General features: G+C 41.2%; 17 protein-coding genes, 1 tRNA gene and 1 pseudogene. 11 read left to right on the top strand and 8 right to left on the bottom strand.

The annotated features are described in order from the left end of the window. Window positions 1-26: 26 nt before the first annotated feature. Complete coding sequence (locus tag NOS7524_RS10235; RefSeq protein ID WP_015138407.1) at window positions 27-1,208, bottom strand: AI-2E family transporter; 1,182 nt, start codon at window positions 1,206-1,208, stop codon at window positions 27-29. Window positions 1,209-1,318: 110 nt separating this feature from the next. Between NOS7524_RS10235 and NOS7524_RS10230 the strand changes: the two genes are divergently transcribed. From NOS7524_RS10230 to NOS7524_RS10215, 4 genes are all read left to right on the top strand, one after another. Continuing rightward, entirely contained in the window at window positions 1,319-1,732 is a 414-nt protein-coding gene (locus tag NOS7524_RS10230) for a hypothetical protein (RefSeq protein ID WP_015138406.1), read from the top strand. 327 nt (window positions 1,733-2,059) lie between these two features. Then, window positions 2,060-3,469 carry an LCP family protein gene (locus NOS7524_RS10225; RefSeq protein ID WP_015138405.1) on the top strand — a complete coding sequence of 470 codons (1,410 nt, stop codon included), beginning with the start codon at window positions 2,060-2,062 and terminating at the stop codon, window positions 3,467-3,469. 411 nt (window positions 3,470-3,880) lie between these two features. Beyond that, window positions 3,881-6,235, top strand: a complete 2,355-nt coding sequence (locus NOS7524_RS10220; protein ID WP_015138404.1) for a PhoX family protein — start codon at window positions 3,881-3,883, stop codon at window positions 6,233-6,235. A gap of 200 nt (window positions 6,236-6,435) precedes the next feature. Continuing rightward, window positions 6,436-10,953 (top strand): beta strand repeat-containing protein, encoded by a 4,518-nt coding sequence (locus tag NOS7524_RS10215; RefSeq protein WP_015138403.1) that lies wholly within the window; start codon window positions 6,436-6,438, stop codon window positions 10,951-10,953. A gap of 51 nt (window positions 10,954-11,004) precedes the next feature. Here NOS7524_RS10215 and NOS7524_RS30635 read toward each other — a convergent pair. Then, window positions 11,005-11,169 (bottom strand): annotated as a pseudogene (locus tag NOS7524_RS30635) (6-pyruvoyl tetrahydropterin synthase); the annotation flags it as partial. 153 nt (window positions 11,170-11,322) lie between these two features. On the opposite strand from NOS7524_RS30635, the gene NOS7524_RS10210 reads away from it, so the two are divergent. The 3 genes from NOS7524_RS10210 (at window position 11,323) to NOS7524_RS10200 (ending at window position 14,555) form a co-directional block, all read left to right on the top strand. After that, entirely contained in the window at window positions 11,323-12,075 is a 753-nt protein-coding gene (locus NOS7524_RS10210; protein ID WP_041555674.1) for a TVP38/TMEM64 family protein, read from the top strand. Window positions 12,076-12,098: 23 nt separating this feature from the next. Continuing rightward, entirely contained in the window at window positions 12,099-12,857 is a 759-nt protein-coding gene (locus tag NOS7524_RS10205; protein ID WP_015138401.1) for a TVP38/TMEM64 family protein, read from the top strand. A 147-nt stretch (window positions 12,858-13,004) separates the two neighbouring features. Beyond that, the gene (locus NOS7524_RS10200) at window positions 13,005-14,555 is read left to right on the top strand and encodes a mercuric reductase (protein WP_015138400.1); all 1,551 of its coding nucleotides are present in this window, start codon (window positions 13,005-13,007) and stop codon (window positions 14,553-14,555) included. 115 nt (window positions 14,556-14,670) lie between these two features. Here the strand turns inward: NOS7524_RS10200 and NOS7524_RS10195 are convergent, their stop codons facing one another. After that, window positions 14,671-15,267: a hypothetical protein gene (locus NOS7524_RS10195; protein ID WP_041555270.1), complete on the bottom strand. Its 597-nt coding sequence runs from the start codon at window positions 15,265-15,267 to the stop codon at window positions 14,671-14,673. A 1,056-nt stretch (window positions 15,268-16,323) separates the two neighbouring features. Between NOS7524_RS10195 and mgtE the strand changes: the two genes are divergently transcribed. Beyond that, window positions 16,324-17,724, top strand: coding sequence for a magnesium transporter (gene mgtE / locus NOS7524_RS10190; protein ID WP_015138396.1), 1,401 nt, complete (start codon window positions 16,324-16,326; stop codon window positions 17,722-17,724). On the opposite strand, the gene NOS7524_RS10185 is transcribed toward mgtE, so the two are convergent. The 3 genes from NOS7524_RS10185 to NOS7524_RS10175 form a co-directional block, all read right to left on the bottom strand. After that, on the bottom strand, window positions 17,713-17,970 hold the full coding sequence (locus NOS7524_RS10185) for a hypothetical protein (RefSeq protein ID WP_015138395.1): 258 nt from the start codon (window positions 17,968-17,970) through the stop codon (window positions 17,713-17,715). The genes mgtE and NOS7524_RS10185 overlap by 12 nt on opposite strands. 179 nt (window positions 17,971-18,149) lie before the next feature. Beyond that, a complete protein-coding gene (locus NOS7524_RS10180; protein ID WP_015138394.1) occupies window positions 18,150-19,007 on the bottom strand; it encodes an SDR family oxidoreductase in 858 nt (285 codons plus the stop codon). Window positions 19,008-19,634: 627 nt separating this feature from the next. Further along, window positions 19,635-20,069, bottom strand: a complete 435-nt coding sequence (locus NOS7524_RS10175) for a CoA-binding protein (protein ID WP_015138392.1) — start codon at window positions 20,067-20,069, stop codon at window positions 19,635-19,637. 41 nt (window positions 20,070-20,110) lie between these two features. Here NOS7524_RS10175 and NOS7524_RS10170 point away from each other — a divergent pair, with 41 nt between their 5' ends. Beyond that, window positions 20,111-20,773, top strand: a complete 663-nt coding sequence (locus NOS7524_RS10170) for a class I SAM-dependent methyltransferase (RefSeq protein WP_015138391.1) — start codon at window positions 20,111-20,113, stop codon at window positions 20,771-20,773. 7 nt (window positions 20,774-20,780) lie between these two features. On the opposite strand, the gene trhO is transcribed toward NOS7524_RS10170, so the two are convergent. Next, a complete protein-coding gene (trhO, locus tag NOS7524_RS10165; RefSeq protein ID WP_015138390.1) occupies window positions 20,781-21,698 on the bottom strand; it encodes an oxygen-dependent tRNA uridine(34) hydroxylase TrhO in 918 nt (305 codons plus the stop codon). Between the two features lie 72 nt (window positions 21,699-21,770). On the opposite strand from trhO, the gene NOS7524_RS10160 reads away from it, so the two are divergent. Beyond that, window positions 21,771-21,843: transfer RNA gene (locus NOS7524_RS10160), tRNA-Ala, on the top strand. Between the two features lie 9 nt (window positions 21,844-21,852). Here NOS7524_RS10160 and NOS7524_RS10155 read toward each other — a convergent pair. Continuing rightward, entirely contained in the window at window positions 21,853-22,497 is a 645-nt protein-coding gene (locus NOS7524_RS10155) for a class I SAM-dependent methyltransferase (protein ID WP_015138389.1), read from the bottom strand. A 216-nt stretch (window positions 22,498-22,713) separates the two neighbouring features. Here NOS7524_RS10155 and NOS7524_RS10150 point away from each other — a divergent pair, with 216 nt between their 5' ends. Further along, a complete protein-coding gene (locus NOS7524_RS10150; RefSeq protein WP_015138388.1) occupies window positions 22,714-24,132 on the top strand; it encodes a 1-acyl-sn-glycerol-3-phosphate acyltransferase in 1,419 nt (472 codons plus the stop codon). The last annotated feature ends 78 nt before the right edge of the window (window positions 24,133-24,210 follow it).

The following is a 24,210-nucleotide window of genomic DNA, read 5'->3' as shown; positions in this document are numbered from 1 at the left end:
TGCTTTCCTTGTTTACCCTCAAGACCTCATGGTAAAGTGGGCTGTTCGGAAACACTCAGGGGGTTTTTTGTCTCCTTTTTAGGAGAATCTTCTGGTGGAGGTGATACAGCCATCTCTATTTTGCTGACGGTTTCCTCTGATTCACTGGTTAACACTTTAGGACGCAACGCCGTTAGAGCAGTCTTAATAATTACAGCCGTGGGTACAGCTACAATCACCCCCAAAAGTCCGCCAATTCTAGCTCCTGTCAACACTGATATTAAAATCCAAACCGGGTTTAAGCCAGTAAAACTACCCAAAATTCGGGGTGCAATTAAGTTTTCTAGAATTTGCTGCACAATCACAGCTGCGATTAAAACTCTTACCCCCATCCCAAAATCTTGCAAGGCTACTAACGAGGTGGTGAGAGCAATACCTACAGAACCACCAAATGGCACGAGCGCCATAATGCCAATAGTCAGACCAAATAATAACCCAAATGGCACTTTCAGCCAGAGAAAGGTGGGAATGAGGGCTGAAGCCATACAGGTAGATAAAATCAGCTGGGTGATAAAGAAATTTTGAAAACTCAGACGGACTGTTTGCGAAAAAGGATCACGAAATCTTGTAGGCAACCATTCAACTAAACTTTCCCAGAGTTCACCCCCATGCTGCAACAGATAAAAAGTCAAAACCATTGTCAACAGGAAATCTAGCAAGCTGGTGAATGTCACCACGGCGAGATTTAAAACTTGCCCAGCGATCGCTTGTAACTGTCCCTTGACGCGATCGTTAATTTGGACTACTAAAGCATCAAGGTTAATGGGTAAACCCATAGTTTCTGCTTTTTCGTTCAACATCATTAGCTGAGAGCGTCCAGAGTCAATTAACTCTGGAATCCGAGCCACCAATTGTTGAGCCTGGGTAAGAGCTAGGGGAAACAGAGTTACACCTAAAGCCAATAGTACCGATAACGCCAGTAAAAAGACTAAAATAGCAACCTGCTCTCGTCTCGCGCCGTGATGCTCCATCCAGCTAACGGGATAGTTGAGCAGAAATGCTAAAACTGAGGCTCCAACTAAAATAACGATCAGAGAATGAAAGTAAGCAAAAATTGCGGATAATGCCCAACCATTGAGAACCAGTAAAGGGGCGAATAGAGCGATCGCCCCAATTCTCGCTATTGGTGTTAGTGTCTGCCACCAGTCGAATAGCTTGCGTGTCTGCATCTTAAGCCGATTGCGGGATAGAACTTAATAAAATTCTGAATCTATAGCTTATTATCTCTAACTACATCACTGTCATTCATCCCTCTAGTTTAGGATTCAACAAATATCATATGGAAAATTGGGAATCGCGCCAAAATTTACCTACGATAGATACTAGGGACTGGGAATCGGCACTGGGCAAAGACTCAACCACTGGGAAAATCCAGTTAGTTTTATATTTGATTCCCATTATTGGTTGTTTGCCATCCCTTTGGACTATTTATCGTCATCAAGGCAGCCGGGAACAACTAGCCGTGAGCCGCCTGTCTATTACTCTGGCGTTTACCTGGTTATTGGGGTATCTCTTGTTAGCTACTGGAGCAGCAACTACCGATTTTTTAGCCCTGCGCTTATTAATCTTGAATACCTTTTGTACATCTGGTTACTTTTTGGTGAGTATCTGGCTGATTTTGCGACTCATCCGAGGTAAATCTCACCGCTTACCAGGGTTGAGTACCTTGGCAGATAGATTGTTGGGCAATTAACTTCATCTGAAATTTACAATCATTTAGTTCCCAATCCCCATTAATCTGTACAAGGTAAGGTTAGGCAGTATTTTTACTTGATTACTAACAATTTACAGATAATTTCCTCTTGACATCTAGCCAAACTGACTGAATTGTTGTCATACTTCAAGAAAACATTTTTATATTTGCCACACACTAGGAAAAATCCTGCTATAAGTGTTGTGGTTAACACAATATTCAAAGGTCAGCATGGTTTATTAAAAGTTAGCTATTATGGGTTGATTTATCTGTTTATTGTTAGTTGGCAAATTTACCGAATTTAATCAGTTAAGTGTGAGGAAGTCTGTGACCAGTCAAAGAACTTCGGCGGAAGGAAACCAGTCAGCAAAAGCTCCTAATTCCAGAAACAAACACAATTCTAAATCTGGACGTTGGTTGTGGTTCTGGGTAGGTATGAGCGGGATTGCAATGGTGTCTGCAACGGCAGGGGCGCTGTTGGCGGTGTCTTTAAGTAGCACACCTTTACAGCAAGCCCAACTGAGTCCCCAAGAAGAAGCTGTCTTTGATAGCGATCGCATCGCTGGTAGCGGCTTACGTTTCTCAGAATTAACTCGTCCCGTGAATCTGTTGGTGATGGGCATGAGTGTACTGCCGCCTGATGTCCGCAATCCTCCTGCTGAAGCCCAAAATCTGGGATATCTACCCCAGGTAAATTCCTTTGATGGTCTTGCTGATGTCATGCTTTTGATGCAATTTGACCCAGAAAGCAAGAAAATCGCCATGCTTTCTATCCCCAGAGATACCCGCACAGAAATCGAAGGGTATGGGATTAGAAAAATTAATGCTGCCAATGTTGAGGGAGGTCCAGCTTTAACTGCCAAAACTGTTAGTAACCTCGTAGGCGGTGCCGGAATTGATCGTTACATCCGCATTAATGTTTTAGGGGTTGCTAAACTGATCGATGCTTTGGGAGGAGTGACAGTTTTTGTTCCCAAAGATATGAAATATCAAGATGACTCACAACATCTATATATTAATTTAAAAGCAGGTAAGCAGCATCTCAACGGCGATCAGGCACTACAGTTACTGCGTTTTCGCCATGATGAATTGGGTGATATTGGTCGGATTCAGCGCCAGCAAATGGTAATTCGCGCTTTGATAGACCAAACTCTTAACCCAGCAACAGTAGCTCAATTACCGAAAATCCTCAACGTAGTTAAAGACAATATTGACACTAACTTAACCGTCGAGGAACTGGTGGCACTGGTAGGATTTGGTGTGCGAACCAATCGCGCCAATATGCAAATGTTTATGCTGCCTGGTCGGTTTAGCGAACAAAGAGAGTATAATGCCAGCTATTGGATACCTAATCAACGAGGTATCAACAAACTAATGTCGCAACAATTTGGTTTGGAATTATTTTCTGAATACCAAGCCACCGATCCAGCCACTTTAAAGGTAGCAATCCAAGATAGCACAGGTAGCGATCGCTCTCAACTCCGTCCTTTGATTAGAACTTTAGAAAGTGCAGGATATCGTAATATCTACATATATAAACCTTGGTCTGAACCGTTAGAAGTCACTAATATTATTGCTCAACAAGGGGATGGCAATAGTGCCGAATCCATTCGCAATACTTTAGGTTTCGGAGAAGTACGCGTAGAAAGTACCGGGAGTCTTAGTTCAGATATCAGTATCCAAGTAGGTCGAGATTGGTTGCAAAAGAAAGACTTATTCGATACTAGCAATTTTTAATCTGGACTAAAGATTAGGAAATAGGCACTGGGAAAAGGTTTAACACCTTTTCCTTTTTTATTTTTTTGGTAGACAGCTAATAACAGTCATATTTTAAGCATTATTTACTATAGTGACAGTTTGAAAAAACACAATTAAGATATAGGCGGTCATATCTTTAGTTGCTTCACTAAATGAGATTAACTAGATAGATAAATATATTGAGTAGCTGACTAGATATAAGGTTGGGTCATTGACTCGCAACTTTATGCAGTAACGGGGTTGACTGAAAAAATTTTGCATGAGATTTCAGTATGACAGCACTAGCGATCGCTAGTTATTTTCTCGTGCCAATTTATCTCCTCTAACTGCATAAACCGGTGAGCAGTCGCTCAAACAAATTTGTAACCCAGGGAAGGAAAGTAAAATTTCATGTCTACACTTAGCCGGAGACAAATTTTAATATTTTTTGCTGGTAGTGCTGGTGCTGCTGTTGTGGGAGATGCCATTTTAGATAGTCTTTCTAGCCAAACCTCAGCGCAAACCACACTCACATTTACACCAGTGCGTCTACCTCATCCTCTGCCAATTTACCAACAGGTTAAGAGTTTTTTACCTACAGGAATTGCCCAGGGACAAGTCGTAAACGCATCCACTGATGTCAAGTTAGCTAGTTACAGCGTGATTGATGATGTTGTCGTACCACCAGAATATGATCGCTATGTCATTGTGGGTTGGGGGGATAAAGTATTTCCTAACTCTGATGAATATGTTGGCTACAACTGCGACTATACAGGCTTTATACCCATTGGTAGAACTGCCGATGAAGGTTACTTGTGGGTAAATCATGAGTATGTGAGTTTCCCCATTTCTGGTTTAGCACCCGAAACACCAAGTGATGTGCAAGCACTAGCAACTACATTTACATCGGTAACTGGATATCCCTTATCCACTACCAGAAACTTAGAATCAGACGGGGAATTTTTATATAACTTAGGCGGTTCAGTCATCCGTATTTCTCGCCGTAACATCGAAAAACGTTTTCGTGTAGTTAGTGATGCCAAAAATCGCCGTATTCATGGGTTGTCTGGGTTAGACATCAACAGTGAAAGAAACGATGGATATCAGAGTATCACGGCTTGGGGTGGCCGCAGCTATCAACAAGGTGACCAAAACTATTTAGAAGGTACTGGCCCAGCCGCTACGCAAGTATTTAACCTCAGTGCTGATGGACTAGGTAACAGAATCATTGGTACTGCTTATAACTGCTCTGGTGGTACTACACCTTGGGGAACTATCTTATCGGCGGAAGAAAACTTCCAAGGTAGTAGCCAATTTTTTGTGGGTGTAACAGAAGCCGTTAAACCAGATGGCACACAGACAGGTTACACCTCAGGCACCACCGGCGCAAGCTTCGGTTTAGTTGGAGAAAAATACGGCTGGATGGTAGAAATTGACCCAGCTGACCCAGGTTTTCGTCCGAAAAAACACACTTGGTTAGGTCGTTACCGTCACGAAAACATCGCCCTACGAGTAGAAGCAGGTAAAAGATTAATTGCTTATCTAGGTGATGACAGACGGGGTGGACATACCTGGAAATTTGTCAGCAATGGCACTGTTAGCACAATCACCAGCAAAACCAATAGTGCTTTATTTGAAAGTGGTACTCTCTACGTTGCCAGATACAACCCAGATGGCACAGGGGAATGGATACCACTACTCTTAACTACTTCTACTAATCCCATTCCTCCCTCAACACTCGCTTCTGTAGAAATTGCTGCTTTAGGTTCAGCCCAAAGAAATGGTCGTTTACCCTTACCTAGACGTAATGGAATAGCAGGGCAAAGTGTAGACGGTGGCGCATTCAACTGTGATACCACCAACGAAGTCGATGAACTCCCAGGTTATCGAAACAAGACATTACAGAATTTCTACCCCACTCAAGGCGCTATTCTGTGTGATGCCTTCCTAGCTGCTAACCTAATTGGGGGAACTCCCACCGCTCGCCCTGAAGACATCGAAGTTCACCCCACTACTAAAGAGGTATTTATCGCCTATACCGACGGCGCACCCGGTAGTGATGGTTATCCCGACTCCCGTATTTTCCAAGTCGCCAAATTAAGCGGTAATGTCAACGCCACCCAACAATCAGGGGGACTATACAAAATTATTGAAGGTAGTGCTGATGGTACAGGTACAACCTTTACATGGCAAAAATTCGCTCAAGGTGGGGAAGCTGGTTCAATTGGCGGTGCTGGTTTTGCTAACGTTGATAACTTGGCTTTTGACAATCAAGGTAACGTTTGGGGTGTAACTGATATGTCCACCAGCACCCACAATGGTTTTAATGTTGGTGCATCTGGTAATCAAACCACCATTAATCACAGTGTTTCGGGTAATGTTTCCAACTTTACGGGTGTGTTTGGTAATAATTGGCTATTCTACATCCCTACTAGTGGGGCTGATGCTGGCAAGGTTATACCCTTTGCTTATGGGCCAGTTCGTTGTGAAATGACAGGCCCCACTTTTTTGGGTGATACTTTGATTATTTCTGTGCAGCATCCAGGGGAAGATTGTCCGATTAACGACGGTACAATGTTGAGCCGCAGCATTGAAATGCTGGACTTGAATGGCACTACATTTAATCAAACTCGTACTGTATCCCGTGGTAGTAGCTGGCCTAGTAATATTCCGGTTGCGGATGGTGGAAATGGTCAGTCTACGGGTGTTCCTCGTCCTTGTGTAATTGGGATTCGCCGTAAAAATTCTACCAGTAGGTTTGTCTAAGTTTTGGGATTTTGGGAGACGTTGTATAGCAACGTCTCTAGTAATTCAGCAAGTAAACTTTGCAGAGTTCGTAGTCAGGGCTTTAGCCCTCAAGTCAAGGACTAAAGTCCTTACTACTAGCTGATTTACCAAGCAAAGTTGCTTTAGCAGATTACTAGATTAATTTGGCATTTCTATTTATATACCAGGTGTACCAACTAATGAATAATTTGCAATATTTGGGCTGCATTACTTTGCTGGGGGTGTTGGCTTCTGCTTCAACTGCTATGGCTCAAACACCAGCACCAATATTTACACCCCGCTTGGGAGTACGCTACACCACTGAAGGTGGGGGATATGAATCTTTTAGCAGTTTTGAGGGGTTTTTGCCTGTTTTCCAAACTCCAGGAAATAGTTTAACTTTCTTGCAGGGGAAAGTTTTACTAGACAATGACTCGAATCTAGGTACCAATATATTATTAGGACATCGAATTTTTAGCCCAGAGGGTAATCGTGTTGTTGGGGGTTATATTGCTTACTCTACCCGTGACACTGGCAAGAGCAATTTTAACCAATTAGGATTAGGTTTTGAAACTTTAGGCAATTGGGATTTTCGCTTTAATGCTTATTTGCCTCTGGGTAGTTCTGAAAACCAAGTATCCGTCATCAATACAGGTTCAGGCTTCCAAGGTAATTCCTTTCTACTTGGTAGACAGCGTTCATTTGAAGTGGCGATGTCTGGGGTAGATGCAGAATTTGGTACGCGTCTATTACGATTAGGCGCAGGTGATTTGCGGGGTTTTGTTGGTGCTTATTACTACTCTGGTGGGGAATCGAAAGAAGCCTTTGGTTGGAGAACTAGAGTAGAAGCACGTCCGACTGACTTTTTGAATTTTGGTTTGTCTTTACAGCACGATGAGTTATTTGATACCCGCTTGGTATTTACAATTGGTGCGAATTTTCCTGGTAGCAGTGGTAGGGGAACTAAACCTAAGAAAGATAGTGCTTTGTTGCGGATGGCAGAATCAAGCGATCGCCAATCTGCTATCTTAGTAACTCATGAACGCAGAAATGATACAGTTGTCGCTACTGGGACTGATAATCAACCACTGACAATTATCTATGTCGCCAATAACGGCACTGGTAACGGTACTTTTGAGTCTCCATTGGGTAGCATCACTAACGCAGTAGGCATAGCCAAAGCGAATAATATTATTTACGTTCTGGCTGATACGCCAACTATTATTGCTCCTTTTACTATCCCTGATGGTGTCCAAGTTTTATCTAGCGCATCTGTGCAAACAGTTAACACTCAACAGTTTGGAATGGTGACATTACCTTTGTCTGGGAATGGTATTTATCCTGTCATTACTGGTTCTGTGACTGCGGGAAATGGTTTGGTGGCATTGGGTAACAACACAGTTTTATCTGGGTTTGATATTCAGGTGCAAGGTAGTGATGATGCACGAGGTATTAAGGGAACAAACATTAGTAATGTCAGAATTTTAGATAATAAAATTACTAATGCTTTGAGTGAAGGTATTTACCTAGAAAATGTCACAGGGATTGTAGAAATTGCCAGAAATACTATCACTGATACCCGCAATTCCGCTACTGATACTAGCCTAGAAAGTGGAATTTTTGTTTGGAATTATCAAGGGGATACTAATTTAACTATCACTGATAATCGCATCATCACCAATTTTAATACTGAAGATTACAGAATAGATGGCATTGAGGTTAACCTTTGCCGTGATGTAGATGAATTATTTGTCAGTAAAACTTGTGCTAGTAATGCCAGTATCACAGCCACAATTACTAATAACGAAATCATTCATAATGGTCAAATTAGCGGTGGTGGTGATGGTATTGATATCAATTTAGGTAATTTAAGCAAAGGTACATTTACAATTAGCAATAATACCATCACAAATATTCCTGATGAGGGTATTTCTATTAATGCCGTTGCCAATTCCGAAGGTAATTTCATCATTGCTAATAATATTATTACTAATGTTGGTGATAGTAGTATTGAGGTTGATTTATTCCTACCAGATCATAATATATCGCCGGCGGTGAATTTGTTTAATAATAGCCGCACTCAGTTTGTGATCACAGGGAATACTTTGGATGGAACTGATAATGATGGTATTGACTTTGCCGTAGCGGATAATGCTGATACAACTATAACTATTGCTAATAACACTATCCAAAATATTGGTGATGGTGATAGTAGCGATCGCGGTATTCAATTAGCAGCAACAAATAATGCTATAATTCGCTCCACTATTACTAATAATACCATCACTGATGTTACTGGAGATGGCATCAACTTAAGTCAAGTAACTGATGCTACAGTGACAAACAACAATCTTAATAATATAAGTAGTGATGGCATAGAAATAGACAACGCTAGCGGTAATAACAATATTTCTAGCAATACCATTAGTAATGTATCTAATGATGGCATAGACTTAGATAACATAAATAATGCTAATGTTACCAACAATAATATTAACAATACAGGTGATGATGGCATTTACATAGACGATGCTAGCGGGAACAACAATATTTCTAGTAATATCGTTAGTAATGTGTTTGATGATGGTATTGAACTAGAGAACGTAGCTAATGCTAATGTTACCAACAATAATATTAGCAGTGCAGGTGATAACGGTATTGAAATAGACAACGCTAGTGGTAATAACAATATTTCTAGTAATACCATTAGTAATGTGTCTGATAATGGTATAGAACTAGATGACGTAAATAATGCTAATGTTACCAACAATAATATTAGCAATACAGGAGATGACGGTATTGATATAGAGGATGCTAGCGGTAATAACAATATTTCTAGTAATACTATTAGTGATGTATCTGATGATGGTATAGAACTAGATGACGTAAATAATGCTAGTGTTACTAATAATAATATTACCCGTGCAGGTGATAAAGGCATTGATATAGAAGATACTCAAGGGACTATCAATGTTGATAGCAATACTATTACTGATGCTCAACAAGAAAGTATTAGCTTATCGGAAGTCACGGGTACAGTCAGCGTTAGCCAGAATATTGTTAATGGCAATAACAATAATAATGGGATTGCGATCGCTAACACTACAGGCACAACAAATTTAACTGTTAATAGCAATCAACTCACAGAAAACTTCAATGATATTCGTGTCAGTTTATCTGACACAACTGGCACATTACAAATTAATGACAACACCATCACTAATAATGGTACTGCCATAGATGTACAGTTAGGAGCAAATACTAACTTAACCAGTGTTAGCCTCAACAATAACCAAATTACAGGGGTAGATGCTGATGTCACATCATCAGGTATTAACTTCCAAGCATTTGACGCGGCGGCTGGTAATGTGAGTGTTTCTGGAAATACTATCAACACTATCACCAATGGCGATGGCATGAATTTCCAACTCAATGGCGCTAGTACAGCTACTTTCCAAATCGCTAATAACATAATTAGCAATATCAGGGATACTGATACTGGAGACTTCAACTTTACTGAGGCTATTAACTTTGAAATATTTGATGATGCCAAAGCTGATGTAACAATTACTCACAATAATATTTCCCAAATTCCCACAGGTAACGGTATTTATATGCAGTTTGGTGGTGGTGATAATGCGGGAAATATTGCTATTACTGACAATACAATTTCCCAAATTACTACAGAAGGTAATGGTATTGATTTGCAATTTTTTGATAACTTCGATACTACTAACATTAATGCTATAGTTAATGTGAGTGGAAATATCATCTCTGATATTCAAGGAACTGGCATTAATGCCTTTAATGAAACTTCAGATAATACAGTAAACTTGACAGCTAATAATAACTCCATTACTAACATTTCTGGAGATGGTATCAATTTAAACGGTGTCAATAATGCCCAAGTCACTAATAACAACATTACCAATGCAGGTGAGCAAGGTATTCAAGTAGAGAAGGCTCATGGAACTATCAATGTTGATAGCAATACTATTACTGATGCTCAACAAGAAAGTATTAGCTTATCGGAAGTCACGGGTACAGTCAGCGTTAGCCAGAATATTGTTAATGGCAATAACAATAATAATGGGATTGCGATCGCTAACACTACAGGCACAACAAATTTAACTGTTAATAGCAATCAACTGACGGAAAACTTTAATGATATTCGTGTCAGTTTATCTGGCACAAGTGGCACATTACAAATTAATGACAACACTATCACTAATAATGGTACTGCCATAGATGTACAGTTAGGAGCAAATACTAACTTAACCAGTGTTAGCCTCAACAATAACCAAATTACAGGGGTAGATGCTAGTATCACATCATCAGGTATTAACCTCCAAGCTTTTGATAATGCGGCGGCTGGTAATGTGACTGCTTCTGGAAATACTATCAACACTATCACCAATGGCGATGGCATGAATTTCCAACTCAACGGCACAAGTACAGCTACTTTCCAAATCGCTACTAACACAATTAGCAATATCAGGGATACTGATGCTGGAGACTTCAACTTTACTGACGGTATTAATTTTGAAATTTTTGATGCTGCTGGTTCAACAGTAGAAGTATCCAACAATGTAATTGATCAAATTCAGGGATATGGTATTAGCGTTACCAATTTTAGCTCTGGTATTGTTAATGTAAACATCAATAATGATAATCAGATAACTAATACCCAAGACGGCAAAGTCTTTACGACTCCCTAATCCCTAATTTTTCAAACCAGAGAGACGCAAACTTTTGCGTCTCTACAAGTTTTAGATTCTGGCTAACACGGGTTGGTTCTGCACTGCATTCACAGCATTTGATTCTGTATCTGTGCAGTAAATTTCACAGGAGTTATAGGGGCTTTCCATGAGTTTGACTTTGTGGAGCTTTGCACTTAAATTTTGAATGGGCGATCGCAGTAAATTACTAAAATACTTATCCTGCTTTCAGCTGTTTCTCAGATAAGTGGCATATCCTAGTGGCAGAGGATGAAAAAGGAGGCGGTTCAGGAATCTTGTGCTTTTTGAATGTGGTCATCAATATTACCCTTAAGTGCTGATCAAAACAGTCAAAACTCAGTTAATCCCATGATTCCCAAGCATCAACTGCGATTAAATGGCAAACTCAAACTCTTACTGTTAAGTTTTCTAGTTGTCACCCTGATGATTGTTGCGAAACAATTCAATTTTTCAACAATTCTCAACACATTAGTCCTGTGGGTGGAAAGCCTGGGGATTATAGGGCCGATCGCCTACATGATTATTTATAATATAGCGACCTTGTTATTTATCCCAGGTTCTCTGCTAACACTCAAAGGTGGTTGTCTCTTTGGAGTGTTTTGGGGTTCAGTTTATGTGTTAATAGGTGCAACAATTGGCGCAACCTTGGCTTTTCTCATTGGACGCTATTACACACGGGATTGGGTGGCGCGACAGATAGCCCAACATCCTAAATTCCAAGCCATTAATCAAGCTGTTGCCAAAGAAGGATGGAAAATCGTCCTTTTAACCCGTCTGTCTCCGATTTTTCCCTTCAATTTGTTAAATTATGCTTTGGGAGTGACGCAGATATCTCTAAAAGACTATATATTAGGCTCCTTGGGGATTATTCCCGGAACTGTCATGTACGTTTATATTGGTTCCCTCGCCACGGATTTGGCCATGGCTGATCTCAATCATCAACCAGTCACCCCAGAAACCCAAATTCTGCAATGGGTAATGCAAGGGTTGGGATTGATGGCAACTGTAGGTGTGACGGTGTATGTGACGAAGATTGCTCAGAAAGCTTTAGCTGCAAGTGTAGTTATGGAGGTGGGCAGCAGAGAGAAACAAGAACTTTAGCTCAATTGTATTTGAACTCAACTATGATTAACAACCAACTGATCGGAAATCTATTTAAGAACAGAAATGTGAGATTAGCCAGTTTAACATTTTTGGTGGTAGCGATCGCCTGCATGATCCATACAGATGTTGCCTGGGCGCAAGCATCTAATAATATCAATTCTTTCCATCCCCAAACTATATTACGTCAAGCTCTGCAAAGGATTGATAGCTTAGGCACATGGGGAGCGATCGCTTTTATCTTACTTTATATTATTGCCACTGTCGCCTTTTTACCTGGCTCGATTCTCACCTTGGGTGCGGGTGTGGTGTTTGGTGTCGTGTGGGGTTCTATTTATGTGTTCATTGGTGCTACCCTAGGTGCTACAGCAGCATTTTTGGTAGGTCGTTATTTAGCGAGGGGTCTAGTTGCCAGGAAAATCGCAGATAACAAAAAATTTGCCGCTATTGACCAAGCCGTTGGTAGAGAAGGCTTAAAAATTGTCCTATTAACCCGTCTTTCCCCGATATTTCCCTTCAACTTATTAAATTACGCCTTTGGGATTACAGGCGTTTCACTCCAAGACTACTTCCTGGCTTCAGTGGGGATGATTCCCGGAACTATTATGTACGTTTATATTGGTTCACTGGCTGGAAACCTAGCCATGATTGGGACTGAGAACCAACCTACTAACCCCACCGCACAATGGGCAATTCGGATTATAGGTTTTCTCGCAACCGTCGCCGTGACAATTTATGTCACCCGTATTGCCCGAAAAGCCTTGGAAGAGGAAGTTTTATGAGTTGGTAGTCAGGACTTTAGTCCTTTAGCAGAGAACAGAGGACTAAACTACGAACCTCAAAACAATTGCCCGAATGCTGATTTTGTAGGATTTCCTGATTTGGAATGGGAAATTTTGAAATTTAAATTGTTGAGGGAGATACCGCCAATGTCAAATTCTGAAATCAACAGAGTGATTGTTCGCCCAGTGGATGAGTATAACCAGAAATTGGTGGCTCATGTCCATCCACCCAATTGGGTAAATCCTCAACCTGCTGATGGTTACGACTTGGTGGTGATTGGGGCTGGTACGGCGGGATTAGTGGTAGCGGCTGGTGCAGCTGGTTTGGGTTTGGGTTTGAAAGTAGCTTTGATTGAAAAGCATCTCATGGGTGGAGATTGCTTGAATGTGGGTTGCGTACCTTCTAAAACTATTATCCGTTCGGCGCGGGTAGTTGGTGAAATCTGGAATGCCCAAAGTCTAGGGGTAAATATTCCTAAACAACAGATTAATATTGATTTCCCCACGGTAATGGCACGAATGCGGCGAGTGCGGGCGGGAATTAGCCATCATGACTCGGCTGAACGCTTTGCATCTCTGGGGGTTGATGTGTTCTTGGGTAGTGGGCGCTTTGCTAGTCAAAATACGGTGGAAGTTGGCGGTAAAACCCTCAAGTTTAAAAAAGCTGTGATTGCTACTGGTGCAAGGGCAAAACCACCAGCTATCAGAGGCATTGAAGAAGCCGGTTATCTGACGAATGAAACAGTTTTTTCTCTGATTCAACGCCCGGAAAGGTTAGCGGTAATTGGTGGTGGCCCCATTGGTTGTGAATTGGCGCAAGCCTTCCGCCGCTTGGGTAGTGAGGTGGTACTGTTTCATAACAGTTCTCATGTTCTCAATAAAGAAGATGCTGATGCGGCGGAAATTGTGCAGCAAGCTTTGATTCGCGACGGAATTCGCTTGGTGCTGAATTGCCAGTTAGAAGAAGTGGTGACAGTCACCGAGGGGAAGCGGTTGTATTTTTCTTCCAATGGTTATCGTGATTCGGTGACGGTAGATGAAATTTTAGTGGGTGCGGGACGTGCGTCGAATGTGGAAGGACTAAATTTAGAAGTTGTGGGGGTAGAGTATGACAAGCGCCACGGCGTGAAAGTGAATGATTACTTGCAAACCACGAACCCCAAAATATATGCGGCTGGTGATATCTGCATGGATTGGAAGTTTACCCATGCTGCTGATGCGGCTGCCAGAATTGTGATTAAAAATGCTCTGTTTTCTCCCTTTGGTTTGGGACGTTCTAATTTGAGTAGTTTAGTCATGCCTTGGGTGACATATACTGATCCAGAAATTGCCCATGTGGGAATGTATGAACACCAAGCCAAAGCCAAAGGGATTGATGTAGTGACGATTAAGATTCCTTTTAGTAGTGTAGATCGAGCGATCGCTGATGCCCAAGAAGAAGGATTCTTGAAAATTCACCACAAAAAAGGTACTGATGAAATTATCGGTGCAACTATTGTTGCTACTCATGCAGGGGAGATGATTTCAGAAGTGACGACGGCAATTGTCAATAAAATTGGTTTAAGTAAGTTAAGTAATGTGATTCATCCCTATCCCACTCAAGCTGAAGCCATTAAAAAAGCCGCAGACGCTTATCGTCGTACACTACTCACACCAAAGACAAAAAAACTTTTGGAATTTCTCACCAAGTTTGCTTAATTTAGTTAGTAGGGTGCGTCAGTACGAATAATTTCTCGGAATGACAAGGATTTCTCTAACTGAAACACCCTACATATTGGATATGTTTTGATTTGGTAATTCCTAGTTGGTATTACTAAGGCTTATTTATACTTGCTTCTCTAAGTTTAAGTTGAGTTTGTAGTTGTTCTAGTGTTTGTATATTTGCTTGCTCTAATTTATGATTGAGCCACAAAAAACTCCCACCAAATGAAGTGACTGCCAGTATAAAAACCGCAATTAAGAATTTGACTTGAGAACGAAGATATCTAACTTCTCTGTTTTTATCTGCCAATATTATCGGTAAATCTTTCTGCAATGCTACCTGTTCAACAACTATTTCTGGCTGTGCTGTTATTGCTGTTTTAAAACTCACTTGCTCATGCAGCCAATTAGTAATCAGTTGTGGGCAGTTTTTCTTAAACCATCGCCAAGCCATCATTCGGCATACAGGTTTAGAAAATCTGGCAATTTTCTTAACTATACCATTTATTGAGTATGAATGAAGTTTTTGATTGATTAAGTTAGTAGCTCCTATATCATATAAACAATCTATGATCAACTTCACTGTTGTTTCTTCTCGATAAGTTAAATTTTCTAACAAAAGTAATACATCATGGATACGCTGTTCTTCCATGATTTCTTCTGTTAATTTTGGTGACAAAGGAATTGATTTATGATTGGCATTATCCATGACATTTATATTTAACGATTGTTTCATTTAGGTGTTGATTTCTAAAAATTAACCGCATCAAATCTACAATCTGGACCTATGAACATTTGAGTCTATGAGAAATAGAAACTGTAGTATATACTGAGTCTTTATCTAGGCTGCAAGAGTCAAAAGCATGATTTTTATTTACACAAGAGATTATTAATTGACAACCAGCATTAGCTACAGAGACTACTTGTAGATTTACTGGTACGGTTAAAATCTCATCATTAACAGAGGATTAGCGCACTGACTGCTTAGATGCTTAAATCTAGATTTTATATAGTGTTTTAGCAGTAGTGGAAGTAATTAACGGTACTCATCACATTTTACTACTATATACTATTATACACTATACCATAGCCGTATATTTGCTTCTATATTCCTGTTTTTCATATGACAAATTTTACGGAATTCACTACCCGTATTACCCATTGATAGCAAAAAGATACCCCACCTCTGAAAGAAGTCAATGTATCTTGCTTATGATGAATGATTCATGATGACAACAGGTAAATTTTTGTACTCGGATTTTTATAAATGATTAATTTATTTTTTGAGATTAATTGGAAAAATAAAAAATCAACCTATCGACTGGCATTATTGAAAGCTGTAATTTTTACTCTACATACAGTAGATTTTTCATTGATTATTCCACATCCATCCAGGGTAATAGATCAAAAATATTAGTGATGACTTTAACTCTAACTACAGATATTCTTCGGCAAGCCTCCAATGGTGACACATACAGCAGATTTCAGGTAAATGAGGTACAAAATTGAAGAATAAAACCAGATACTAAGAGGCTTTCAAGGCTGTTCCCCAACCCTGTTCCCTGCTGTATTAACGCCTTTACTGATTTGTGTATGCAGTTCATGACTACTATTCAGGGTGAGGTATGGAACATGAGATCCGAGCCATCTTACCCGACACCATGCCCAAAGTAGAAAAAATTACCACAAGTTTAACCTCACATCTCCCACTATCCCTTAGACTAGGGGCAGCAACCTTGTTCACACTGGTCGAGGAAAGTGAAAAGTGACGGAGACGAACAATTTAAACTCTGCCCTTCAGGATGTGTCACGTAGGGAATTGCGAGATTTAGTGCGGACTCAGCTACGAATGCTATTAGAAGCTGGAGACTTGCAGGGAGCCAAAGCTATTCTCGTACCTGTGCAGCCTGCGGATATTGCCGAGGCGATTGAAGGTTTACCAGAAGCAATGCACGCTTTAGCGTTTCGCTTACTCTCCAAAAGCGAGGCGATTGAAGTTTATGAATATCTCGACTACAGCGTTCAGGAACGGCTAATTGAGGAATTAAAAAGTCAGGAAGTTCGGGATATTGTGGATCAAATGTCTTCTGATGACCGAGCTAGATTATTTGATGAATTACCTGCAAAAATTGTCAATCGCCTGTTAGAACAACTGAGTCCAACAGAACGCCAAGCTACAGCTTTACTCTTGGGGTATGAAGCCGGTACGGCTGGGCGGATCATGACCCTGGAATTGATAGCCCTGAAAGAAAACTTTACAGTAACGCAAGCCCTAGAAAGGATTCGCAGCCTAGCTAATGCCAGTGAGATGATTTACTATCTTTACGTGACTGATGCAGCTAGGTGTTTAACGGGAATCGTGTCGCTGCGAGAGTTGGTGACATCTCAGCCTGAGCAATCTATTGGTGAGATCATGACCCGTGATGTGATTTTTGTTCACACCGATACAGACCAAGAAGAAGTTGCTAGATTGATTCAACGGTATGATTTTTTGGCTGTCCCAGTTGTGGATAGAGAAGAACGATTAGTGGGCATTGTCACCGTCGATGATGTCATTGATATTTTGCAACAAGAAACTACCGAGGATATCTACGCCGTGGGTGGTGGTGTACAGTCTGGTGGTGATAACTATTTTCAGATGGATTTATTGCAAGTTGCCCGTAAGCGGGTATTGTGGTTATTCGTCTTACTGATTACTAATACTGTCACAGGTACCATTATTAAATCTCAAGAAGATATTTTGACCAAAGTGGTGACACTAACTGCATTTATCCCCTTGCTCACCGGCACTGGTGGTAATGTGGGCGCTCAGTCTTCCACGGTGGTAATTCGGGGGATGAATACTGAAGAAATTAGATCACTAGGGCCTGTGCAGGTGATCGGCCGAGAAGCGATCGCTGGTGCATTGTTAGGAGGTATGTTAGGCTCTATCGCTACAGTCTGGGCTTTCTTCTTGCAGGGCAGATTGGAAGTAGCGATCGCTGTCGGTAGCAGTTTAGTAGCTATTTCTATTTTAGCTTCTGTTTCCGGTTCAGCACTACCATTTTTATTTCGATTCCTGCGTTTAGATCCGGCTTTGATGTCTGCGCCATTTATCACGACAGCCGTTGATGTTTTGGGCGTTTTAATTTACTTCAATTTGGCACGGATAATTTTAAAGCTCTGAAGATGTCTCTGGGGCAATGATCTCTCCCGTACCTAAGTTCAGGATCATATCCTGGTCAGTAATTAGTTGGTTGAGTTCCTTCACTTGTAAGTTCATTTGCTGACAAGCTTGCTTTAGTTCTCGTGCAAATGTATTGATATCCTCACCATAGCCACATTGATAAGCAGCAGTTTCAATTCCCTGTTTGGCATTTGCCCTCGCACAATCTACTAAATCTGTGCCATGCAATGGTTTTGGAGATGCCATAAACTTTAGTTGCTAACTTTTTAGATGTTTTTCCCTAGCTAGATTAGCAACTGTTTTGTCCTCAATCATCCCTCTGTTGACAGACAAAATTAGGCAAAAACTCTCAGAATTCAGAACTCAGAATGAATCAGGTAGGTTTTATTCTGACTTCTGAATTCTAGGTTGAGAATTTTGGCCATTTAGCCGTTGACAATTTCACCACCATTGGGATGTAATACTTGCCCAGACATATAAGAAGAATCATCGGCAGCTAAAAAAACATAGCTGGGTGCAACCTCTTCTGGTTGTCCTGCTCTACCCATTGGTACTTGTTTGCCAAAATTGGCAACTTTATCGGCTGGGAAAGTAGCCGGAATTAAAGGTGTCCAAATTGGGCCGGGTGCGACTGCATTGACCCTAATGCCCTTGCTAATTAAATTTTGTGATAAGGAACGGGTAAAGGCAACAATTGCACCTTTTGTAGATGAGTAATCTAGCAATTGTTGATTACCTTTATAAGCTGTAACTGATGTAGTATTGATGATTGCACTACCTTTTTGCAGGTGTTTGATTGCTGCTTTGGTCAAATAAAACATGGAAAAAATATTAGTGCGAAATGTGCGCTCTAATTGTTCTGATGTAATATCTTCAATGCTATTTTGGGGATGTTGTTCAGCAGCATTATTAATAAGAATATCGAGTTTACCAAACTCATCTACTGTTTGTTGGACAACACGCTGACAAAAACCTTCATCAGTAATATCACCTGCTATAGATAATGCCCGCCGTCCATGTTCTTCTACCCGATTTTTGGTTTCTTCCGCATCACTGTGTTCTTTGAGATAGACAAATGCCACATCTGCGCCTTCTTTGGCAAAAGCGATCGCTACAGCCCGACCAATACCACTATCTCCACCCGTGATTAAGGCGACTTTATCTTGTAATTTACCACTACCCCGATATTGAGCATCTTCTGCCTTGGGTCTTGGCTGCATTTTTGATTCAACACCTGGTAATTCCTGTTCTTGTGGTGGTTGTAATGTTTGTTGTTCTGGCATCTGATTACCTCTAACACATCAAAAATATTTTGCAATTAACCAACTATAAAATCGCTAGTAAAACAGCATTAAATGAGTAATGAGTAATGAGTAATGAGTAGTGAGTAATACCCATTACTTCAAAATTAAACACAGTTGGAGTCGGGTATTTAAACCTCAACTCAACTGATACTACGTGTAGACGTAGGGGTCTTAAACCCTTAAATTTACGATAACTTTGGGAGTGAACTTGAGAATTTTACTTGCACAGAAATTAAACCTTGGATCGAAAATTCAACCCAAGGCTTAATATTTCTCTTGCTCCCACTTGCAAATGCAAGATCAGGCTGTTTTACCCCGGATGTTAGTCATATGACTAACATTTATCAAATCTCCTCACATCCAACACACACTATGGTTTATATGCACTAATCTGAACACGGAAAACAAGTACACAACTCTCTTGCTTTGAGATGAAGGATTATGTCCGTTCATCTGCTTTAAAATTACCGAGGAATTTCCAGGTATTTATCGATCCACAGGTGGAAAGAAAATATAAATTATTTCAATCAAAAGGCAGATTATTAGGGAATAAAAATCACAACTTTTTACAGTCGTTTTGTGAGTCTTTTATAAGTATGTTATTTTCTATATATTTAATTCGTGATATAAACGCAAATATTCAACTTTAATACAGGTATTCATTACTACCTTAAATCCGGCATCTCTAGCTTTTTGTGCTGCTTGTTGATGGGAAATACCCAACTGCGCCCAGACAGTTTTCGCATTGATGGCAATTGCTGCCTCGACAATTTCTGGTAGGTACTCAGAACGACGAAAGATGTTAACAATATCTATCGGTTGTGGTATCTCTTGTAGAGAAGAATAACAGGGCTGACCGTCTATTTTTGTGAGTAATGGGTTGACGGGATAAACAATGTAGCCAACACTCCGTAAGAAGTGAGCAATTTGATAGCTGGTACGCTGAGGTTTATCAGAATGACCAACAACAGCAATCGTTTTGGCTTGAGATAACACCTCACGCATCACAGAATTATCTTTACTCTCTTGCAAGTTGGGCATTTTCTGTATAATTGTAATTTTGATTACGCAATTTAATATTAATGTCAACTCGAACACTCGGACTAGACACAAACCTTTATGAATATTTACTATCGGTTTCTTTGCGAGAACCAGAAATATTAGCCCAATTACGGCAAGAAACAGCCCAGCATCCGATGGGTAGGATGCAAATTGCACCAGAACAGGGGCAATTTATGGCGTTGCTGGTGAAATTGCTAGGTGCGAAGAAAACCTTAGAAGTAGGGGTATTTACAGGTTATAGTTCCTTAGTTGTGGCCTTAGCTTTACCCCCGGAAGGCAAGATAGTAGCCTGTGATCATAGTGAAGAATTTACAGCGATCGCCCGTCGTTATTGGCAACAAGCAGGGGTAGCTGATAAAATTGAACTGCACATGGCTCCAGCATTGGAGACTTTAGATAGATTACTAGCAGCAGGCGAAGCAGCAACTTTTGACTTTGCCTTCATCGATGCCGACAAGAGCAACTACGATCATTATTATGAGCGATCGCTGCAATTAGTGCGTCCGGGGGGACTGATTGCTATTGATAATGTTCTCTGGTCAGGAAGAGTAGCTGACCCCCAAGTGCAGGATAACCGCACTACAAAAATTCGCGCCTTCAATGAAAAACTCCTGCAAGACCAACGAGTTACCCTCAGTCTCGTCCCCATTGGAGATGGATTAACCTTAGCCTTGAAAAATTGAACTCTCCCTACTCCCGCACCTTTCTCGTTTCCCGTTGCATTTTTAATTGATACTGTCGCCATTTTTCCTGCTGACGTAACCTTTTCTCTGCGGTGAGACTATCAAAACAGTGAGGGCAGGCAATACCTTCCTCATACTTGGGTGATGCTTTATCTTCTTCAGTAAGTGGGTGTCCACAACAGAAACATAACTGATGATGACCAGTTTCTAAACCATGAACCACAGTTACCCGTTCATCAAAGACAAAACATTCGCCTTGCCATAGGCTGTTTTCTGCCGGGACTTCTTCTAAGTATTTGAGAATGCCGCCCTTGAGGTGATATACTTCCTTAAAACCTTGCGCCAGCATAAAAGCAGAGGCTTTTTCGCAGCGAATACCCCCAGTACAAAACATGGCTACCTTTCTGTGTTTGTTAGGGTCAAGGTTTTGACGCACGTATTCTGGGAATTCACTAAAGGAATTAGTTTGCGGATTTTCCGCTCCTTGGAAAGTACCTATGTATACCTCATAATCATTGCGGGTATCAATGACGGTAACTTCTGGGTCAGAAATTAAATCATTCCATTCTTGAGGAGTGACATACTTACCAACTTGTTCATTTGGGTCAACTTCCGGCAAACCCAAGGTAACAATTTCTTTTTTCAAGCGTACCTTCATGCGCTCAAATGGTGGTGTTTCCGCCGTAGATTCCTTATGCTCTAAGTCTGTGAAACGTTGGTCAGAACGCAGATAAGCCAGAACTAAGTCAATCGCCTGACGCGAACCTGCGATCGTACCGTTGATGCCTTCTTTGGCTAAAAGAATTGTTCCCTTAATGCCTTGTGCCGAACAATAAGACAACAAGAGGTCTTGCATCAGAGCAAAATCCGGTAAGCTGACAAATTTATAAAATGTGGCAACAATTTGAGTATTTTCTTGGTTCATCCCTTTAACAAAATAACAACTTTCAGGTATACTTATCAAAGTCAACTAAAATAGTAGACTTTTTAATTTTACGGGGGTTTAGCTCAGTTGGTAGAGCGCCTGCTTTGCAAGCAGGATGTCAGCGGTTCGAGTCCGCTAACCTCCATAACAGATATCAAGTATTACCAGAACGCTTAAAAACTACCGAAAGATTATTGGCGGGCATTTGGTAAGTTGTTTGCAAACTGAGATTTTGTTGGCTGGCTGCTGCGACAACATCCTCTAAATTGCGTACACCCCACTGTGGATTTTGAGCGCGTAAGGACTCATCAAAAGCTGCATTGCTGGGTGCGGTATGTTCTCCACCTTGTTTGAAGGGGCCATATAGATAGAGAATGCCACCTGGGGGTAGAATTCGACCAGCACCAGCCATCAGTCCTAAACAGGCTGACCAAGGCGAAATGTGAATCATATTAATATTGACGATCGCAACAATGGGAGAGTGATTGCAACCTGTATCTTCCTCCAATGGCCAAACTGGCTGACTAGCATCAAGTTCTAAGGGTGGATAAAGATGATCACAGGGAAATTCTTCTGCCCAAGCGGCAATACTGGCACGTAATTCTGGATTAGGATCGGTAGGTAGCCATTGACGTGGACTGAGGCGAGGAGCAAAAAAGACGGCGTGTTCGCCAGTACCACTTGCCACTTCTAGGATAGTACCATTCTCAGGTAATACTTGTAACAGCACTTCCAGAATAGGTTCGCGGTTGCGCTGTGTTGCTGGTGCGTATTTTCGAGCGTCTTGTGGTGTGTTCATCAAGCTGTGTAGCCTAACTTAGCCATGTTTTTCATAATTAAACTAACAGCGATCGCCCATCTTATACTAATTTAGGCAATAGGCAATAGGCAATAGTTATTTTCGCTTCTCTCCTTGTCTTCCCAATTCCCAGCCTTTAGATTTTGGATTGGATTCAATCTAAAATCCAAAATCTAAAATCTAAAATTCCTAGTCCCCAATCCCCCGGAGAATCACTTGCCTAAATCAATCACATCTACCCAACCACCCCTGCAATTTATTCCCCACAAATACAACCCACTTGTAGTCAAGCTACTGCACGGGATATTGCCGATGATTTTACGGTTTCGGACTCGTCCTTGGCTACCTGCGGGGATTGTGCGTGTGGAAGCTGAAAATGCTGAAGTGTTGGCGGAACTATATCAACAATTCCAAGCTGGTAAAATTCGTCTATTAATGGCATTTCGCCACCCGGAGGTAGAAGATCCCCTGTGTGTGTTGTATATGCTGTCTCGGATTGTGCCACGGGTAGCTCGTCAGCAAGGTATCAAGCTGCAATCTCCTATTCACAGCCATTTCCTGTTTGACAGGGGGATGACAATCTGGGCTGGGGATTGGCTGGGATGGTTGTTTTCTCGGTTGGGAGGTGTACCGGTGCGTCGCGGACGGCGATTAGATAAGCAGGCGATTCAAACCGCACGGAATTTATTTGCTCATGGCAAATTACCCATCGCTGTTGCTCCGGAAGGTGGTAATAATGGTCACAGTGGTATTGTCAGTCACTTGGAGCCTGGGGTGGCGCAAATGGGGTTTTGGTGTGTGGAGGATTTACACAAGGCTAACCGTTCTGAGACTGTGGTGATTGTGCCGATTTCGATTCAATATCACTACATTCAGCCACCTTGGTTAAAACTGGATTGGTTGTTGAGTAAATTAGAAGCTGATAGTGGTTTATCGGTGCAGTCTATTGGTGATGGGGCAAATCAACCGGAAGTTTACTATCAACGTATTTGTCGGTTGGGTGAATATCTGATTACTGAGATGGAAGAATTTTATCGCCGCTTCTATCATCAAGATATCCCTAAAGCGATCGCTTCTGAAGCATCTGCTACTCCTAATGAAGTGTTAATTGCTAGGCTACATCGCTTACTAGATACAGGTTTACAAGTCGCAGAGCAATATTTTGGAGTGCAACCACAGGGTAATTTTATTGACCGTTGTCGCCGTTTAGAAGAGGCCAGTTGGAATTATATCTATCGGGATGATTTGCCTGATATTAATGCTTTACCACCATTCAAACGCGGACTAGCTGACTGGGTAGCCCAAGAAGCAAGTTTACGGGTACAGCATATGCGCCTAGTGGAAAGTTTTGTGGCTGTCAATGCTACTTATCTGCAAGCACAGCCTACTGCTGATAGATTTGCAGAAACGGCGTTACTGATGTTTGATATGTTATCTCGGATTCAATCATCTACATTACCAGGGCGACCGCGTTTAGGTTTGCGACGGGCAGAACTAAAAGTTGGTGAGCCAATTTCTGTGACTGAACGCTGGGAAAAAGTTCAGCATGATCGTCAAGCAGCTAAACGTGCTGTCAGTAAATTGACGCAGGATTTACAGGTGGCATTGGAGGAGTTGATTAATCAATCAATTTAACTTCTCATTGCCTTTGTGACATACTCGTGCCGTCTGTATCCCTAGAGTGATGTGTTGCATAGCAGTCGTTGAGAAGAT

Origin of the sequence: Nostoc sp. PCC 7524, assembly GCF_000316645.1 — a bacterium.
Taxonomy (GTDB): Bacteria; Cyanobacteriota; Cyanobacteriia; order Cyanobacteriales; family Nostocaceae; genus Trichormus.
This window is presented reverse-complemented; position numbering and strand designations above follow the sequence as displayed.

Coding starts and splice junctions, on each gene's coding strand:
- NOS7524_RS10235 (WP_015138407.1), bottom strand. CDS start 1,208: ATGCAGACACGCAAGCTATTCGACTGGTGGCAGACACTAACACCAATA.
- NOS7524_RS10230 (WP_015138406.1), top strand. CDS start 1,319: ATGGAAAATTGGGAATCGCGCCAAAATTTACCTACGATAGATACTAGG.
- NOS7524_RS10220 (WP_015138404.1), top strand. CDS start 3,881: ATGTCTACACTTAGCCGGAGACAAATTTTAATATTTTTTGCTGGTAGT.
- NOS7524_RS10215 (WP_015138403.1), top strand. CDS start 6,436: ATGAATAATTTGCAATATTTGGGCTGCATTACTTTGCTGGGGGTGTTG.
- NOS7524_RS10210 (WP_041555674.1), top strand. CDS start 11,323: ATGATTCCCAAGCATCAACTGCGATTAAATGGCAAACTCAAACTCTTA.
- NOS7524_RS10205 (WP_015138401.1), top strand. CDS start 12,099: ATGATTAACAACCAACTGATCGGAAATCTATTTAAGAACAGAAATGTG.
- NOS7524_RS10200 (WP_015138400.1), top strand. CDS start 13,005: ATGTCAAATTCTGAAATCAACAGAGTGATTGTTCGCCCAGTGGATGAG.
- NOS7524_RS10195 (WP_041555270.1), bottom strand. CDS start 15,267: ATGGATAATGCCAATCATAAATCAATTCCTTTGTCACCAAAATTAACA.
- NOS7524_RS10185 (WP_015138395.1), bottom strand. CDS start 17,970: ATGGCATCTCCAAAACCATTGCATGGCACAGATTTAGTAGATTGTGCG.
- NOS7524_RS10180 (WP_015138394.1), bottom strand. CDS start 19,007: ATGCCAGAACAACAAACATTACAACCACCACAAGAACAGGAATTACCA.
- NOS7524_RS10175 (WP_015138392.1), bottom strand. CDS start 20,069: ATGCCCAACTTGCAAGAGAGTAAAGATAATTCTGTGATGCGTGAGGTG.
- NOS7524_RS10170 (WP_015138391.1), top strand. CDS start 20,111: ATGTCAACTCGAACACTCGGACTAGACACAAACCTTTATGAATATTTA.
- trhO (WP_015138390.1), bottom strand. CDS start 21,698: ATGAACCAAGAAAATACTCAAATTGTTGCCACATTTTATAAATTTGTC.
- NOS7524_RS10155 (WP_015138389.1), bottom strand. CDS start 22,497: ATGAACACACCACAAGACGCTCGAAAATACGCACCAGCAACACAGCGC.